Genomic DNA, 16,381 nt, shown 5'->3' with positions numbered 1-16,381 from the left:
CGGCGTCGACACTGACGTTGTCCGCGAGACGGACGAGTGTCCGTTGACCTAAGATGGTGAGGCAGGTCACCGTCCCCGGTCAAGACGTGCCGTCGTGCCGGGGCACCGCGAGCCGGCGCACGGGGCCGAGGGGGAGGATGCAGCGGTGACCGCCGAGCCGACCGTGCCCACCCCTGCCCCGGCCCTGCCCGCCGACGTCACCGCGCGCTGGCAGGCCCGCTTCCGCGCCCCGCGGGTCAGCCTCCCGGACTGGGCGGAGGACGCCCCTCACCGCAACGTCTACTCCTCCGACGTCAGCGGCGTGGTCGAGCAGTACGTCTGGGACCGCGACACCGACGTCCACCGGCAGGTCACCGACCGCGCCAACGGGACGCTGTCGGCCACCCTGAGCCCGGACGGCGAGACCATCTGGTGGTTCGCCGACACCGACGGCGACGAGTTCGGTGTCTGGATGACCCAGCCCTTCACCGGTGGCCCGGACACCGTCGCGCTGCCCGAGGTGGGCCCCGCCTACCCGGCCGGGCTGGAGCTGGGGCGCCGGTACCTGGCCGTGGGGCGCTCCACCGACGACGGCAGCGAGCTGTGGCTCGGCCCGGTGGGCGGCAGCCCCGCGGTCTTCTACACGACCCCCGACACCGCCGGTGTCGACGCGCTGTCGCGCGACGACGAGCTGCTGGTCTTCTCCCACTCCGAGCACGGCGACCCCCGCTACCCCGCACTCCGGGTCCTGCGCACCGAGGACCTGTCGCTGGTGGCCGACAAGTGGGACGGCGAGGGCCGCGGCCTGCACGCGCTGAGCTTCTCCCCCGTCCCCGGCGACCAGCGGCTGCTCGTGGGCCACGAGCGCCGCGGCCGCGAGGAGCTGCTGATCTGGGACGTCGTCAGCGGCGAGGAGACCGAGCTGGTGCTCGACCTGCCCGGGGACGTGACCGCCGGCTGGTACCCCGACGGCTCCGCGCTGCTGGTCGGCCACGACCACGCCGCCCGCAGCGAGCTGTACCGCTACGACCTCACCGCCGGGACCCTGGAGCAGCTGGAAACCCCGCGCGGCGTGGTCCGGGGCGCCACCGCCCGCCCCGACGGCAGCGTCGAGCTGGCCTGGTCGAACGCCCAGGAACCGCCGGTGATCCGTCGCGCCGACGGCCCGGTGGTGCTGGCCGCCCCCGGCGAGGAGCCGCCGGCGGCCTACCCGGTCGAGGACCGCTGGGTCCCCGGCCCGGGCGGTGACGTGCACGCGCTGCTGGTGCGCCCGGCCGGTGAGGGCCCGCACGCGACGGCCTTCCTGGTGCACGGCGGCCCCGAGTCCCAGGACGACGACTCCTACCGCGCCCGGCGCGCGGCCTACGTCGACGCCGGCTACGCGGTGGTGCACGTGAACTACCGCGGCTCGACCGGCTACGGCAGCGAGTGGCGCGACGCGCTCACCGGCCGGCCCGGGCTCACCGAGCTCGAGGACGTCGCCGCGGTGTACGACGCGCTGGTCGCCGAGGGCGTGGTCGACCCGCAGCGCACCATCCTCACCGGCGGCTCGTGGGGCGGCTTCCTCACCCTGCTCGGCCTGGGCACCCAGCCGGACCGCTGGACGGCGGGCATCGCCGAGGTCCCGGTGGCCGACTACCTGGCCGCCTACGAGGACGAGATGGAGGGGCTGCGGGCCTACGACCGGGCGCTGTTCGGCGGCTCACCGGACGAGGTGCGCGACGTCTACGTGCGCAGCTCACCGCTGACCTACGTCGACGCCGTGGCCGCGCCGGTGCTCGTGGTGGCCGGCGCGAACGACCCGCGGTGCCCGATCCGGCAGATCGACAACTACCTGGCCGCGCTCGAGCAGCGGGGCAAGGCGCACGAGGTGTACCGCTTCGACGCCGGCCACGGCTCGCTGGTGATCGAGGAGACGATCCGCCAGGTCGAGGTGGCGCTCTCCTTCGCCCTCCGCCACGTCACCCCCTGACCGGGGCGCCCCGGAGGGCCGTGTTCGCGGACATGGCCCTCCCGGGGCGTCGGCGCCCCCGGTGGTCAGTGGACGGCGAGGACGTCCGCTGAGGCGGGGGGCGCGGCCGGCGTGCGGACGGCCGCCCGCACCGGCAGGCAGACCAGCAGGACGAGCATGAACAGCACGTAGGTCTCCTCGCCCAGCCCGCCGAGCAGACCCGGCTGGTGCGGCTGGTCCTTGCCCGGGTCGCCGTAGTACCAGAGCGTCCCGACGCAGAGCGAGGCCGTGACCACCGCGGCGGTCGCACCGGCCAGCCGGGCCACGACCCGCGGCCGGCCGCCCAGCGGGGACCCGACCACCGGCGCCCCGGCGGCCACGTCGACCAGGACCGCGACGGCGGGCACCAGCCAGTAGAGGTGGTGGGTCCACGACACCGGGCTGACCAGGCAGCTCACCAGCCCGACCAGGGTGACCGCGGTCAGCAGGTCACCGGCGTGGTGCGCCCGCACGGCCCGGCGCATGCCGACGACCCCCACGACCAGCACCAGCACCGCCCACAGCAGCCGACCGGGGTCGGCCGGGTGCGCCAGCCGGGCCACGGCACCCATCAGCGACTGGTTGGAGATCTGGTCCAGCTCGCCGACCCGGCCGGTCTCCCACAGCGTCGTCCCCCAGAACTGCACCGACAGCTGCGGGGAGACCAGGAAAGCCAGCAGGGCGGTGAGGACGGCGGTGCCGGCGGCCACCCCGGCCGCCCGCCACTGCCGGGTGAGCGCCAGGTACAGCACGAACACCGCGGGGGTCAGCTTGACCGCGATCGCCAGCCCGGTGCCCACGCCGGCCCACCGCCAGCCGCGCCGCAGGGCCAGCACGTCGGCGGCGACCAGCCCGCCGAGCAGCAGGTTCACCTGACCGAAGCCGATCGTCTCCCGCACCGGCTCCATGAGCAGCACCACCGGGACGGCCAGGGCGACGGCGAACCACGGCGCCCACCCCCGCCGGCGGGCCAGCGGCACGACGAACCAGGCGGTGAGCAGCACGACCAGCGCGACGTTGACCGTCGTGTAGACCGCCGCTGCCTGGGCGTACGTCAGCGCCGCCAGCGGGGTCATCAGCAGGGCGGCGAACGGCGGGTAGGTGAAGCCGTAGCCGGTGCCGTCCAGGTCGAAGGCGTAGAGCGGCTGCCCGTCGAGCCACCAGGTGACCGCGCCCTGGTAGACCCGCAGGTCGAACCAGTCCTTGTAGGACGGGTAGGGGACCTGGTGGGACACCACCCAGACCGCGAGGCCGACCGTGGCGGCCAGCGCCAGCCGGACGACGGTGTCCCGCGGTCGGGCCGGCGGGCCCAGGAGCTCCCGCACCGCCCTCCCCACCTGCCCTCCCCCGCGCACGCGGAGGAGGGTAGCGGTGGGACGGCGGCCGGCCCGGCCGCCGGGCGGACCGGTCAGCGTCGGGCGAGCAGCAGTTCGGCGATCTGCACGGTGTTGAGCGCCGCGCCCTTGCGCAGGTTGTCGTTGCTGACGAACAGCGCCAGGCCGCGCCCACCGTCGACGCCCTCGTCCTGCCGGATCCGGCCGACGAAGCTCGGGTCGGCACCGGCCGCCTGCAGCGGGGTGGGCACGCCGGTGAGCTGGACGCCGGGCGCCTGCTCGAGCAGCTCGGTCGCCCGCTCAGGCGACAGCGGCCGGGCGAACTCGACGTTCAGCGACAGCGAGTGCCCGGTGAAGACCGGCACGCGGACGCAGGTGCCGGACACCCGCAGCTCCGGGATGCCGAGGATCTTGCGGCTCTCGTTGCGGAGCTTCTGCTCCTCGTCGGTCTCGAAGCTGCCGTCGTCGACGATCGACCCGGCCAGCGGGATCACGTTGTAGGCGATCGGGCGGACGAACTTCACCGGCTCGGGGCCGGTGACCGCCGACCCGTCGTGGGTGTACTCCGCGGCCTTGTCGACCACGGCCTTGACCTGGCCGTCCAGCTCCTCGACGCCGGCCAGCCCGGCACCGGAGACGGCCTGGTAGGTGCTGGCGACGATGCGGACCAGGCCGGCCTCGTCGTGCAGCGGGCGCAGCACCGGCATCGCGGCCATGGTGGTGCAGTTCGGGTTGGCGATGATGCCCTTGGGGACCGAGTCCAGCGCGTGCGGGTTGACCTCGCTGACCACCAACGGGACGTCGGGGTCGCGGCGCCAGGCCGAGCTGTTGTCGATGACGGTGACCCCGGCGGCGGCGAACCGCGGCGCCTGCTCCTTGGAGGTCGCGCCACCGGCGGAGAAGATCGCGATGTCCAGCCCGGTGGGGTCGGCGGTGGCGGCGTCCTCAACGGTGATCTCGCCACCGGCCCACGGCAGCGTGCTGCCGGCGGACCGGGCCGAGGCGAAGAAGCGCAGCTCGGCGAGGGGGAAGTCACGCTCGGCGAGCAGCCGGCGCACCACGGCGCCGACCTGACCGGTGGCGCCGACCACGCCGACCCGCAGGCCGTCGGTGGAGAAGGCGGTCATCGTCCGGTACCCCCGTAGACCACGGCCTCGACGTCCGAGCCGAGGTCGAACGCGTCGTGCACCGCGCGGACGGCGACGTCCACCTCAGTGTCCCGGCAGACCACCGAGATGCGGATCTCGGAGGTGCTGATCAGCTCCAGGTTGACCCCGGCGTCGGCGAGCGCGCCGAAGAACTTGGCCGAGACGCCCGGGTGGGAGCGCATCCCCGCACCGACCAGCGACACCTTGCCGATGTGCTGGTCGAAGCCGACCCCGGTGTAGCCGACCGTGTGCTTGACCCGCTCGAGTGCGGCGATGGCCGCCGGGCCGTCGCTCTTGGGCAGGGTGAAGGAGATGTCGGTCAGCTTCGCCTCGGTGGAGACGTTCTGCACGATCATGTCGATGTTGATCTCGGCGTCGGCCAGCACGCGGAAGATCTGGGCCGCCTCGCCCGGCCGGTCGGGGACGCCGGAGACGGTGATCTTGCCCTCACTCCGGTCGTGCGCAACGCCGGTGATGATCGCCTGTTCCACGGTGAGGTCCTCCATCGAGCCGGCCACGATCGTGCCGGGGAGCTGTGAGTAGGAGCTGCGGACGTGCACCGGGATGCCGTACCGGCGGGCGTACTCGACGCAGCGGAGCATGAGGACCTTGGCGCCCGAGGCCGCCATCTCCAGCATCTCCTCGTAGGTGATGGTGTCCAGCCGCCGCGCGTTGGGGACGATCCGCGGGTCGGCGGTGAAGACGCCGTCCACGTCGGTGTAGATCTCGCAGACGTCGGCGTGCAGCGCCGCGGCCACCGCGACGGCGGTGGTGTCCGAGCCGCCGCGGCCGAGGGTGGTGACGTCCTTGGTGTCCTGGCTGACGCCCTGGAAGCCGGCGACGATGACGATCGAGCCCTCGTCCAGCGCGCTGCGCAGCCGGCCGGGCGTGACGTCGATGATCCGCGCCTTGCCGTGGCTGGACGTGGTGATCACGCCCGCCTGCGAGCCGGTGAAGGACCGCGCCTCGTAGCCGTGGGTCGAGATCGCGATGGCCAGCAGCGCCATCGAGATCCGCTCGCCCGCGGTGAGCAGCATGTCCAGCTCGCGGCCCGGCGGGTCGGCGGTGATCTGGCTGGCCTGGTCGAGGAGCTCGTCGGTGGTGTCGCCCATGGCGGAGACGACGACGACCACGTCGTCGCCGTTCTTCTTCGCCTCGACGATCCGCTCCGCCACGCGCTTGACACGCTCGGGGTTGGCGACGGAGGAACCGCCGTACTTCTGCACGACCAGGGCCACGGCCCCAGGCTACCGGCGCGGACCGACCGGTCCCACCAGCGCCGTTCCCGCGCTCACCTGGTGGGACGCCGTCCGGGGCCCGTGCGGGTGAGGGGACGTTCCCCTGCGGGCCCGGACGCGGTTGGATCACCGCGTGACCGACCCCGAGGACTGGCTGCTGACCGGCGCCGAGCGCGACAACCCGGACACCGCCATCCCCGCGTGGACGGCGGGGAACCTCGCCGAGCCGCTGGTGCACGGCGTGGCCTACTTCGACCGCCTGGTCACCGCGGTGCAGGGCCTCGAGCCCGGCGACCACCTGTTCTTCACCGACTGGCGGGGCGACCCCGACGAGCGGCTGCGCGACGACGGCCCGACCGTGGGCGAGCTCTTCGCCGACGCCGCCCGGCGCGGGGTGGTCGTGCGCGGGCTCATCTGGCGGTCGCACTGGGACGCGCTCAGCTTCAGCAAGGCGGAGAACGCCTCGTTGGACGCGGCCATCGAGGAGGCCGGCGGCGTCGTGGTGCTCGACCAGCGCGTGCGCCGGATGGGCAGCCACCACCAGAAGTTCGTCGTCCTGCGGCACGTCGGCCGGCCCGAGCGCGACGTCGCCTTCGCCGGCGGCATCGACCTGGGCCACTCCCGCCGGGACGACGGCGACCACCTCGGCGACCCGCAGCCGCAGTCGATGTCCTCGGCCTACGGGGAGCGGCCGCCGTGGCACGACGTCCAGCTGCAACTGCGCGGGCCGGTCGTGGGCGTGCTGGACACCGTGTTCCGCGAGCGCTGGGACGACCCCACCAGCCCGGACTCGGAGAACCCGGTCGCCTGGGTGCACGACAAGCTGCTCGCCCTGCGCGGGAAGTCGCACATGGACCCCACCCCGCTGCCCGACCAGCCCCCGCCCCCGCCGGAGTGCGGGCCGCACGCGGTACAGACGCTGCGCACCTACCCCAAGGTCTGGCCGGCCTTCGACTTCGCCAAGCAGGGCGAGCGGTCGGTGGCCCGGGGGTACTCGAAGGCGATCCGCCGGGCCCGCCGGCTGGTCTACCTGGAAGACCAGTACCTGTGGTCCAAGGAGGTCGCCGAGCTGTTCGCCACCGCGCTGCAGGACAACCCGGCCCTGCACCTGGTGGTCGTGGTGCCCCGGGTGCCCGACCAGGAGGGCGCGGTCTCCGAGCGGCCGCAGTACGTGGGCCGGCAGCAGGCCCTGGACACCGTGCTCCGCGCCGGGCCGGGGCGGGTGCACGTGTTCGACCCGGAGAACCGCGAGGGCACCCCGGTCTACGTCCACGCCAAGGTCTGCGTGGTCGACGACGTGTGGGTCAGCGTGGGCAGCGACAACTTCAACCGGCGCTCCTGGACCCACGACAGCGAGCTGTCCAGCGGCGTCCTGGACACCACGCTCGACGAGCGGGAGCCCCGCGACCCGGCCGGGCAGGGCGACGGCGCCCGGGTGCTGGCCCGCGACCTGCGGCTGGAGCTGGCCCGCGAGCACCTGGACCGGGCCCCCGACGGGTCCCAGGACGCCGACCTGCTCGACCCCGACGACTTCGTCGCCGCCGTCGAGGCCTCGGCCGCCGCGCTGCAGGCCTGGTACGACGGCGGGCAGGTGGGCCCCCGGCCGCCTGGCCGGCTGCTGCCACACCGCAACGCGGAGCTCTCCTTCGCCACCAAGCTCTGGGCCACCCCGCTGTACCGGCTGGTCGACGACCCCGACGGCCGCCCGATCCGCCTCCGCCGTTCCGGCGAGTTCTGACCCCGCACGTCGACCACCCACCCGGTCGGTCCGGCGCGGACCGGCGCCCGGGAGGTGTCTCGCTGACAGTCGAGCCCTGCCCCCGATCGGGGGCAGGGCTCGACCGTGCCGCGACCACCCTCGGCCGGGCCCAGCCCGGCCCGGGACCGAGGGTCGGGCAGCCGGAGCCGGACCGACGGACCTGCACGACCGGGAGCCGGATCGACGGTCCGGGACCGCAGCCGGGTGGGTCGTCCACAGATCGTCCTGCCGGTCACTCCGCGGGTGCTCCCCACCCGAAGGTGGGCGGGTGGAGACCTCCTCACTCCCCGGCCTGCTGAGGCGCATCCGCCGGGTCGCCGACTGCTCGCAGCGTGAGCTGGCCGAACGCATCGGCGTCTCGAAGACGGCGGTGGCCGCGGCCGAGAGCGGCACGCGTGACCTCGCCGTCTCGGTCCTGGCCAGGGCCGCGGCGGTCGCGGGGTGTCGGCTGGCGGTCCTCGACGCGTCGGGCGCCGAGCTGACCCCGATGAGCGAGGACACCGTCCGGGACGGTGCCGGGCGCTCGATGCCGGCCCACCTGGACACCCGGCACGGTGACGAGGACTGGTGGGGCGGGGAGCACCGCCCGCGGCTGCGCACCCCCCGGTACACCTTCGACCTGGACCGCCGGGCACGCGACAGCCGGCGAGCCGTCAGGGAGACGCCGCCGGACCACCACCGACCCGAGGCAGGCGACTCCCTCGCCGAGCGCGCCTCCGCACGGCGCTCGGCTCACGCCACGGAACTTCGGCGCCGCTCCCTCGAGTCCGGCCGACCAGCCTCCCCGCCCGACCCGTCGTGCACCTGTCCTGCCGGCTGTGACGACCTGCTGGACACCGCGCTGCGGGTACCGCACGTCGAGCAGTGCGGCTGCCGGTGCGACGTCGGCTGAGCGCACCGACCCGACGCCGGGAGAGCACCTGTGGTCCGGACGCACCGCACCGGTGCCACCGACGGCCTGCCGGGGAGCCACCCCGCTGCTACGGTGACCGTGTGCGCGGCCTCCTCCTGCTTACCCGCCGCGGCGAGGCCCTCTCCTAGGTCGGCTCCCTCGTCGCGGGGTTCGCGCGTCCCCTGCGCCCGCTGACCGCTTCCCGGAGCCGTGCGCACCACGGCGACCGCAGCACCTGGAGCCCCCTCATGAACGAGTCCCACCCGCACGCCCGCAACCCCCAGCGCGCCTCGGCGATGCCGATCGGCAAGTACGCGCCGTTCACCCCGGTGCCGCTGCCCGACCGCACCTGGCCGGAGAAGACCACCACCGTGGCCCCGCGCTGGTGCGCCGTCGACCTGCGCGACGGCAACCAGGCGCTGATCGACCCGATGACCCCCGACCGCAAGCGCCGCATGTTCGAGCTGCTGGTGCGGATGGGCTACAAGGAGATCGAGGTCGGCTTCCCCGCCGCCAGCCAGACCGACTTCGACTTCATCCGGTTGCTGATCGACGAGGACCTGATCCCCGACGACGTCACCGTGCAGGTGCTGACCCAGGCCCGCGACGAGCTGATCGAGCGCACCTTCGAGTCCCTGCGGGGCGCGAAGCAGGCGATCGTCCACCTGTACAACTCGACGTCCACGCTGCAGCGCCGCGTCGTCTTCGGCCAGGACCGCGCCGGCATCACCGACATCGCCGTCCACGGTGCCCGGCTGGTGCGCAAGCTGGCCGAGCAGATGGGCGACACCGAGATCCGCTACGAGTACTCCCCCGAGTCCTTCACCGGCACGGAGCTCGAGTACGCCGTCGAGGTCTGCAACGCCGTCACCGACGTGTGGGAGCCGACGCCGGAGAAGCCGGTCATCCTGAACCTGCCGGCGACGGTGGAGATGGCCGAGCCGACCGTCTACGCCGACCAGATCGAGTACATGCACCGCCACCTGGGCCGCCGGGACTCCGTCGTGCTGTCCCTGCACCCGCACAACGACCGCGGCACCGCCGTCGCCGCGGCCGAGCTGGGCTACCGCGCGGGTGCCGACCGCATCGAGGGCTGCCTGTTCGGCAACGGCGAGCGCACCGGCAACGTCGACCTGGTGACGCTGGGCCTGAACCTGTTCAGCCAGGGCATCGACCCGCAGATCGACTTCTCCGACATCGACGAGATCCGCCGCACCGTCGAGCACTGCAACCAGCTGGGCGTGCACGAGCGGCACCCCTACGGCGGCGACCTGGTCTACACCGCGTTCTCCGGCAGCCACCAGGACGCGATCAACAAGGGCTTCGCGGCCATGAAGGCCGACGCCGCGGCCGCCGGGGTCGGGGTGGACGACATCCCGTGGGCCGTGCCGTACCTGCCGATCGACCCCAAGGACGTCGGCCGCAGCTACGAGGCCGTGATCCGGGTGAACAGCCAGTCCGGCAAGGGCGGCGTCGCCTACATCATGAAGACCGAGAACTCCCTGGACCTCCCGCGCCGGCTGCAGATCGAGTTCAGCGCCGTCGTGCAGCGGCACACGGAGAACGAGGGCGGCGAGGTGACCGCGGCCCAGATGTGGGCGGCGTTCTCCTCCGAGTACCTGCCCGACCCCGCCGCCCCGTGGGGCCGGTTCGCCCTGGCCGGGCACGAGCACACCGCCTCGGGCAACGGCCCGGACCAGATCAGCGTCGAGCTGGTCGACCGCGGGGTGCCGGTGACCGTGGCCGGCCGAGGCAACGGGCCGATCGCGGCCTTCGTCGACGCGCTGCGCAGCGTCGACGTCGACGTCCGGGTCCTCGACTACGCCGAGCACGCCCTCGCCGCCGGTGGTGACGCCCGCGCGGCGTCCTACGTGGAGTGCGCCGTGGGCGAGCGGGTGCTGTGGGGCGTCGGGATCGACGAGAACATCCTCACCGCCTCGCTGCGCGCCATCATCTCGGCGGTCAACCGCGCCGAGCGCTGATCGTCGGCCGGCACGGCCTCAGGCCGTGCCGGCCACCAGCGCCGCGGCGGTCTCGTCGACCGACCGGGTCAGCACCGACCAGGACGTCCAGGCCGGTGCCTCGGCCACGACGACGACCACCCGCCCGTCGGGCAGGACGCCCACCGAGTGCAGGTGGCGCAGGTCGTCGACGCAGCACATCCAGCCCTGCTTGACCGCCGCCCCCGGCGCCACCCCGTCGGCGAGCAGCCCGAAGCGCTGGTCGAAGCCGTCGTCGGCGACCGGCTCCGCTGCGCGCATCCAGCCGAGGAGCGCCTCGGCGCCGGGGACCTGCCGGTCCCGGGAGAGCGTGCCGAGGAAGCGGGCCAGGTCGGTCGCCGAGGTCGTCGACTCGCCCCACTGCCCGGTGGACGACGCCCCGGAGCCGTCCAGCTCGAACTGCGTCACTGCGAGCGAGACCAGCGCGTCCCCCGAGTAGCGGTCCCACAGGATGCTCATCGCCTCGTCGTCGGACACGGTGATCGCGCGCTCCATCCGGAGACGGTCCCCGGGGTCGAAGGCGGACGGCCCGGCGGCCTCGCGGACCAGCAGCTGCTGGACCAGGAACAGCTTCACCAGGGAGGCCGTGTAGACCTCACGGTCCGCCGTCGGCGTCTCCAGCAGGGTCCGCCCGGCGGCGTCGACCACCACGGCGTTCACGGTGGCCCCCGCCTCTGCGGCTGCGGCGCCGACCTCGGCCAGCAGGGCGGGGACGTCGACGTCCACCGGCGGGGTCCACGAGCCCAGCGACTCCCGCAGCTCACGCGGGACCGGGGCCGGGACGGTGGCCGAGGCCGCCATGGCCGGGGCGCTCGAGCGCCCCCAGCAGACGGCCGGACCGACGAGCAACGTCGCCACCAGCAGGCTGCAGGCCGCCACACCCGCCGGGCGCAGCCACCGCCTCCCGCGCCGACGGTCCGCGGCGCGCGACCCGGTCATGCCCCTCATGGTCCGCCGGTCACGGGGCTGCCGCCACGCGCTCACCCCTCGGCGACCTCCGTCGCGGCCAGCCAGTCGTTCTCGACCTGCTCCTTCTCCGCCTGCACCGCGCGCAGCTGGGCGTCCAGCTCCGCGGCCCGGGCGAAGTCGGTGGCCGCATCGGCCAGCTGCTGGTGCAACTTCTTCTCGTCGCCGTCCAGCTTGAGCATCCGTCGCTCCAGCCGGGACACCTCCTTGCGCGCCGCCCGCGCGTCGGCGGCGCTGACCGCCGGCGCCGACGAGCTGCCGACCGCCGCGGTGGAGGCACCGGGCAGCGTCGCCTCGCCGGCCGCGCGACGCCGCAGGTACTCCTCGACGCCACCGGGCAGCGCGGCCAGCGCGCCGTTGCCCATCAGCGCCACGACCGAGTCGCACACCCGGTCGACGAAGTACCGGTCGTGGCTGACCACGAGCACCGTGCCGGGGAACCCGTCGAGCAGGTCCTCCAGCGCGGTGAGGGTGTCGATGTCCAGGTCGTTGGTCGGCTCGTCGAGGATCAGCACGTTCGGCTCGCCCATCAGCAGCCGGAGCAGCTGCAGGCGCCGCCGCTCGCCGCCGGAGAGGTCGCCGACCGGCGTCCACTGGCGGTTGGCGGCGAAGCCGAAGCGCTCGGCCAGCGTCGAGGCCGAGATCTCCTGGTTGCCGATCCGCGCGATCCGGGCGACGTCCTGCACGGCCTCGAGCACCCGCTGCTTCGGGTTCAACTCGGTGACGTGCTGGGAAAGGTAGGCCACCGACACCGTCTGGCCGACGACGATCTCGCCGGAGTCCGGCTTCGTCTCCCCGACCAGCATCTTCAGCAGCGAGGTCTTGCCCGCGCCGTTGACGCCGACGATGCCGATCCGGTCGCCCGGGCCCACGTGCCAGGTCAGGTCGCGGAACAGCGTGCGCTCGGCGGGGGCGTCGGCCTGGGCGGGACCGGCCGGGTCGTCGGCGTCGTCCACCGCGCCGCGGCCGCGGACGGTGAAGGTGACGCCCTCGACGTCGTAGACGGTCTTGCCCAGCCGCTTGGCCGCGAAGTTGGCCAGCGACATCTTGTCCCGGGCCGGCGGCTCGTCGGCGATCAGCGCCTGCGCGGCCTCGATGCGGAACTTCGGCTTGCTCGTGCGGGCCGGCGGGCCACGGCGCAGCCAGGCCAGCTCCTTGCGGACGAGGTTCATCCGACGGTCCTCGGTGACCGAGGCGATCCGGGACCGCTCGGCGCGGGCCAGCGTGTAGGCGGAGTAGCCGCCCTCGTAGGCGTGCACCTGGCCGTCGGCGACCTCCCACGTGGTGGTGGAGACCTCGTCGAGGAACCACCGGTCGTGGGTGACGACCACCAGCCCACCGGCCCGGGCGCGCACGTAGCCGGCCAGCCACGCGACGCCCTCGACGTCGAGGTGGTTGGTGGGCTCGTCGAGCACCAGCAGGTCCAGCGGGCGGATCAGCTGCGCGGCCAGCGCCACGCGGCGCCGCTCGCCACCGGACATCGGGGCCACGGGTGAGTCCAGGCCCATCCGGTCCAGCTCGAGGCCGGTGAGCACCGACCGGACGGCGGGGTCGGCGGCCCACTCGTGCTCGTGGGCGAACCGGGACGTGGGGAGGACGACGTCACGCACCGTGGTGCCGGCGGGCAGGGTGCCGGTCTGGTCCAGCACGCCCATCGCCAGGTCGCCGCGGCGGGTGACCCGGCCGGAGTCGGGCTCCTGGGTGCCGGTGAGCACCCCCAGCAGCGTGGACTTCCCGCCACCGTTGCGACCGACCACACCGATCCGCTCACCGGCGGCGATGCCCAGGGAGACGTCGTCGAGGATGACGGTCGTGCCGTGTGCCTTGTGCACCCGCTCGATGTTGACCAGGTTCAGCGGAGCGCTCATCGCCCTCCATCCTCCCTCATGGTGCGGGCGCCCGGCACGGCGACCCGTGGGCCCCGCCCGTCTCGCACGCACCACCCGGCCCACCGGTCGCGTACTTCTTCGTTCCGCGGTGCGACGCGCCCGGGAACCACGGTCGGACCAGCGAGTCCGGGAGCAACATCTCGCCTCGATCCCGCCGACCGACGGCGGAAGACGACATGAGGTGTCGCCATGCCCCGCTCTTCGTTGGCTGATCTCACCAAGCCGACCGTCTCCCGGACCACAGCCCTGACCATGGGGCTGCTGACGCTGTCCGCCGGGTTCGCGCCCGCCGCCCTGGCCGAGGAGACGCTCGCCCCCGAGTCCCCCGCCGCGCCCGCCAGCACCACGCCCGCCGAGGCCACCGTGGTCGCGCCGGAGGTCCTCCCCCCGGTCCCGCCGACCACCGCCGCAGCTGCCGAGGGTCCGCACTACGGGTACGGGAAGCTGCACGTGGCGCTCACCGCGAGTGACGACCGGGGGCCGTCCTACGTCGACCCGATCGGCGCCCGGATCCGTGTCGAGCTGCCGGCCACCGGATCTGCTCCCGCGGAGGACTTCACCTGCGTGCTGGACCACTGGCAGGGCTGCTACCCCGACGAGACCGCCCAGGACCTGTCCGGCTACGTGGACCTGGACCCCGACAGGCCGTTCACGGTCTCACTCGTGTCCCCGCCCCTCAGCGGGGACGTGGTCATGCCCGACGTGATCCCCAGTGTCTCCGGCCGCACGGGCCCGATCGCCGGAGACTCGTACGGGGTCGACGTCGAGCTGAGCGCCCCCGGCGGCCACCGCACGCTCGGCGTCGCCCTCACCGGCAGCGGCTCCCTGGAGGGGGCGACCTTCGAACTGCACGGCCAGCCCGAGCCGGAGCTCCCGACCGGTCCGCTCCTCGCCGACCTCGAGGACCCGGACGCGGAGCCAGTGGTGCCGGACGAGCTCCTGGCGACCTCCTCGGCCACCGACGCCCGGGGCATCGCGACCTTCCCGGGCCACTTCGCGGCCGGTGACTACCGCGTCGTGCAGACCGGCGGCCCGGGTGGCACGGACTTCGACCCGACGCCCGTCGACCTCGAGGTCCCGATCGTGACGACCCTCGCCGAGCGGGACACCCCCGTCCTCGCCGAGGTGGACGGCGCGGTGGGCCCGGCCCTGCCGACGCAGACCACGCCCGCCCCCGCCCCGGCGCCCGCGCCGACCACCAGCGCGCCGGCCAGCACCCCGGCGCCGGTCACCCGGGTCGTGGAGAAGGCGACCCTGGCCCAGGGCGCCACGCAGACCATCTCCCTCGGTGGCTTCCAGCCGTTCGAGATGGTGCACGGCGTCCTGTACTCGACCCCCGTCGACCTGGGCACCGTCCAGGCGGACGCCGCCGGCGTCGCCACCTTCACCTTCGCCGTGCCGGCGGGGCTGGAGACCGGTGAGCACTCGGTGACCATGACCGGCCTGACCAGTGGGTTCGAGGCCGAGGCCACCTTCACGGTGACGGTCGCGGCGGCCGGCTCGGGCCTGGCCTACACCGGCACCGAGGTCCTGCCGCTGGCCGCGACCGGCGGGGCGCTGCTCCTGGCCGGCGCCGCCGCGCTCGGGCTGGTCCGCCGGCGTCGCACCGCATGACCGGCTCCGGCGCCGGGGCAGCCCGGGCGGCGATCTGGTTCGCCCGGTACCCGGCGCCGGACGGCGGTGCCGTGCTCGTGGGCACCGTCGGCCCCGACTTCCCCGACGGGACGGTGGTCGAGCTCCCCGGCCCGGCCACCCGCCCGGCGGGCTGGCAGCTGGAGGCGCACAGCCCCGTGCCCGGCCGGCTGCCGTCCCGGGTGCTGGTGTCGCCGGCCGCCGCGCCGGGCGCACCGCACCTGTGGGCGGTCGTCCTCCCCGCCGGGGAAGGCGACCAGGTCGACCTGGTCGCCTTCTCCAGCACCGCCTTCCCCGACGGCGCCGTCGTCGACCGCACCATGCTGGACCCGGCCACCACCGGCTGGGGCGACCAGGTGGGGGCCCTGCGCTGGACGCAGCGCAGCGGCGTGATCGGGCAGGTCTACGTCCACCCCGCGCACCGGCGCCGCCGCGTGGCCACCAAGGTCGCGGTGATGGCGCTGGGCGTGCAGACCGCACTGGGCTGGCCGGCACTGCACAGCGACGGCCGGCTCACCGACCTCGGCGACGCGTGGCTGCAGCGGTCGGCCGGCTGGTGGCACGAACGCCTGACCGACCGCACCGAGCACCTGCCGGCGATGACCCCCTCCGCCGACACCTCCGGCGTCCCCCGCCGCAACCTCGAGCCGGACGCCCCGTAGGACCCGCTAGGCCAGCCGGGTGACCTCGACGGTGACCTTCGACCCCTCGCTCTTCGGGCCGGAGAAGATGCCCTTGAGGGGCGGGACGTCGGAGTAGTCGCGGCCGCGGGCCAGCGTGACGTGCCGCGGGCCGATCTCCACGGAGTTCGTCGGGTCGTAACCGGACCACCCGCCGTCCCACCACTCCACCCAGGCGTGGCTCTCCCCGGTGACCGCCTGCCCGATCGCCGCGTCCCGCCGCGGGTGCAGGTAGCCGGAGACGTACCGGGCCGGCAGACCGAGGGCCCGCAGCAGCCCGACCGACACGTGCGAGATGTCCTGGCAGACGCCGGCACCGGTCGTCCAGGCCTGCATGGCGGTGGACTTCACGTTCGTCGCGCCGGTCAGGTACTCCAGGTGGTCGTGCACGAACGCGCACACCCGGTGGGCGGCCTCCCGCGGCCCGGCGTCCCCGAGGACCTCGCGGACGGCCTGCACGACGGGGGCGTCCATCGCGGTCAGCGGCGTCGGGCGCAGGAACTCGCCGTAGGAGTCCAGCACGTCCGGGACGGCGAGCCCGGCCCAGTCGAGCGGGTCGGGCACGTGCGCCTCGGGACCGGCCTCGACCACCGACGTCGCCTGCACCACCAGCTCGGTGTGCGGCCCGTGGGTGTCGAAGGCGGTGACCGTGGAGCCCCAGTAGTCGCGGTAGGCGTGCACGCTGGCCGTCGGCTCGATCTCCACCCGCGAGCGCAGCGTCGTCTGCCGGGCGCTGTTCTCCGGCGTCATACGCGCCTCGTTGTAGGACGAGCGCACCGGCCCGCCGTAGCGGAAGGCGCTGCGGTGCACGATCTGCAGCCGCCAGCGGTCCCCCGGCGCGCGCACCGGGGATGCCTGCGACTGCATGTGGGAC

At 74.2% G+C, this 16,381-nt stretch carries 12 protein-coding genes; 6 read left to right on the top strand and 6 right to left on the bottom strand.

Annotated elements, in window-relative coordinates:
• Positions 1-145 precede the first annotated feature (145 nt).
• On the top strand, positions 146-1,951 hold the full coding sequence (locus tag O2W14_RS13940) for a S9 family peptidase (RefSeq protein WP_269176705.1): 1,806 nt from the start codon (positions 146-148) through the stop codon (positions 1,949-1,951).
• 65 nt (positions 1,952-2,016) lie between these two features.
• Here O2W14_RS13940 and O2W14_RS13935 read toward each other — a convergent pair whose 3' ends face one another.
• The 3 genes from O2W14_RS13935 to O2W14_RS13925 are packed head-to-tail and all read right to left on the bottom strand — an operon-like array spanning position 2,017 to position 5,689.
• Positions 2,017-3,324, bottom strand: coding sequence for a glycosyltransferase family 87 protein (locus tag O2W14_RS13935; protein ID WP_269176704.1), 1,308 nt, complete (start codon positions 3,322-3,324; stop codon positions 2,017-2,019).
• 53 nt (positions 3,325-3,377) lie between these two features.
• The gene (locus O2W14_RS13930) at positions 3,378-4,430 is read right to left on the bottom strand and encodes an aspartate-semialdehyde dehydrogenase (protein ID WP_269176703.1); all 1,053 of its coding nucleotides are present in this window, start codon (positions 4,428-4,430) and stop codon (positions 3,378-3,380) included.
• Positions 4,427-5,689 (bottom strand): aspartate kinase, encoded by a 1,263-nt coding sequence (locus tag O2W14_RS13925; RefSeq protein WP_269176702.1) that lies wholly within the window; start codon positions 5,687-5,689, stop codon positions 4,427-4,429. The genes O2W14_RS13930 and O2W14_RS13925 overlap by 4 nt, the downstream gene beginning before the upstream one ends.
• 133 nt (positions 5,690-5,822) lie before the next feature.
• Between O2W14_RS13925 and O2W14_RS13920 the strand changes: the two genes are divergently transcribed.
• The 3 genes from O2W14_RS13920 to leuA all read left to right on the top strand — a co-directional run bounded on the left by O2W14_RS13920 (position 5,823) and on the right by leuA (position 10,322).
• A complete protein-coding gene (locus O2W14_RS13920; RefSeq protein WP_269176701.1) occupies positions 5,823-7,427 on the top strand; it encodes a phospholipase D family protein in 1,605 nt (534 codons plus the stop codon).
• A gap of 289 nt (positions 7,428-7,716) precedes the next feature.
• Positions 7,717-8,340 (top strand): helix-turn-helix domain-containing protein, encoded by a 624-nt coding sequence (locus O2W14_RS13915; protein ID WP_269176700.1) that lies wholly within the window; start codon positions 7,717-7,719, stop codon positions 8,338-8,340.
• A gap of 248 nt (positions 8,341-8,588) precedes the next feature.
• On the top strand, positions 8,589-10,322 hold the full coding sequence (gene leuA, locus O2W14_RS13910) for a 2-isopropylmalate synthase (protein ID WP_269176699.1): 1,734 nt from the start codon (positions 8,589-8,591) through the stop codon (positions 10,320-10,322).
• Positions 10,323-10,340: 18 nt separating this feature from the next.
• Here leuA and O2W14_RS13905 read toward each other — a convergent pair whose 3' ends face one another.
• Together O2W14_RS13905 and O2W14_RS13900 are read right to left on the bottom strand one after the other, a co-directional pair.
• Positions 10,341-11,279, bottom strand: a complete 939-nt coding sequence (locus O2W14_RS13905) for a hypothetical protein (protein WP_269176698.1) — start codon at positions 11,277-11,279, stop codon at positions 10,341-10,343.
• A 41-nt stretch (positions 11,280-11,320) separates the two neighbouring features.
• A complete protein-coding gene (locus O2W14_RS13900; protein ID WP_269176697.1) occupies positions 11,321-13,174 on the bottom strand; it encodes an ABC-F family ATP-binding cassette domain-containing protein in 1,854 nt (617 codons plus the stop codon).
• A 210-nt stretch (positions 13,175-13,384) separates the two neighbouring features.
• On the opposite strand from O2W14_RS13900, the gene O2W14_RS13895 reads away from it, so the two are divergent.
• Together O2W14_RS13895 and O2W14_RS13890 are read left to right on the top strand one after the other, a co-directional pair.
• Positions 13,385-14,809 carry a hypothetical protein gene (locus tag O2W14_RS13895; RefSeq protein WP_269176696.1) on the top strand — a complete coding sequence of 475 codons (1,425 nt, stop codon included), beginning with the start codon at positions 13,385-13,387 and terminating at the stop codon, positions 14,807-14,809.
• Positions 14,806-15,489, top strand: a complete 684-nt coding sequence (locus O2W14_RS13890; RefSeq protein ID WP_269176695.1) for a hypothetical protein — start codon at positions 14,806-14,808, stop codon at positions 15,487-15,489. The genes O2W14_RS13895 and O2W14_RS13890 overlap by 4 nt, the downstream gene beginning before the upstream one ends.
• A gap of 6 nt (positions 15,490-15,495) precedes the next feature.
• Here the strand turns inward: O2W14_RS13890 and O2W14_RS13885 are convergent, their stop codons facing one another.
• Positions 15,496-16,374, bottom strand: a complete 879-nt coding sequence (locus tag O2W14_RS13885; protein ID WP_269176694.1) for a transglutaminase family protein — start codon at positions 16,372-16,374, stop codon at positions 15,496-15,498.
• Positions 16,375-16,381 lie beyond the last annotated feature (7 nt).

The organism is Modestobacter sp. VKM Ac-2986, from assembly GCF_026967795.1.
Lineage (GTDB): Bacteria > Actinomycetota > Actinomycetes > Mycobacteriales > Geodermatophilaceae > Modestobacter.
Note: the sequence above shows the minus strand (reverse complement) of the source record. Positions and strands in the feature narration are given on the sequence as shown.